General features: G+C 68.2%; 2 protein-coding genes. One reads left to right on the forward strand and one right to left on the reverse strand.

Annotation, left to right across the window (positions count from 1 at the left end):
• A partial coding sequence (locus EN991_RS38935; protein WP_245461212.1) for an SAM-dependent methyltransferase occupies positions 1–357 on the reverse strand: 357 nt, incomplete at its 3' end.
• Position 358: 1 nt separating this feature from the next.
• Here EN991_RS38935 and EN991_RS38940 point away from each other — a divergent pair.
• Positions 359–585 (forward strand): precorrin-6A/cobalt-precorrin-6A reductase (locus EN991_RS38940; protein ID WP_206519373.1); only part of this gene is annotated, 227 nt, incomplete at its 3' end.

Raw genomic sequence — 585 nt, forward strand, 5'->3', positions numbered from 1 at the left:
GGCGGCCGCCAGTGAAACGGCTGAAGGCGCGGGGATAACGTGCATCTCCTGCGCCTTGACCTTGCGGGCGAGCGTGGCGCCGACGCCGTGGAAGAAGGGATCGCCGGACGCGAGCACACAGACGTTCCTGCCGGCAAGCGCCAGGACGTCAGCCATCTCGGCATCGAAGGGAACCGGCCATGGGCGCGGCTCGCCCTTGGCGAAGGAAGCGACAAGGGCGAGGTGCCGCTTGCCGCCGAAGATGATCTCAGCCTGGGCAATCCGCTGCTTGGCCTCGTCGCCGAGACCCGCTAAACCGTCCTCGCCGATGCCGACGACTGTCAGCCAGGCGGCTCGCGATTGACGCTCAGCAGGCATAATGACCCACCGTATCCTGATCCTCGGCGGCACCACCGAAGCGCGGCAACTGGCCGGAAAACTGGCGGCGCGTGCCTCGGTCACACTGTCGCTGGCCGGCCGCACCGAAAGCCCGGTCGCGCAAGGCGTGCCGGTGCGAAGCGGAGGCTTTGGCGGCGCCGACGGGCTGGCCGCTTACCTCACGGAAACGGCCACCGATCTGCTGATCGACGCCACGCATCCCTATGC

The sequence above is a fragment of the Mesorhizobium sp. M7A.F.Ca.US.005.03.2.1 genome, from assembly GCF_003997795.1.
GTDB lineage: Bacteria > Pseudomonadota > Alphaproteobacteria > Rhizobiales > Rhizobiaceae > Mesorhizobium > Mesorhizobium ciceri.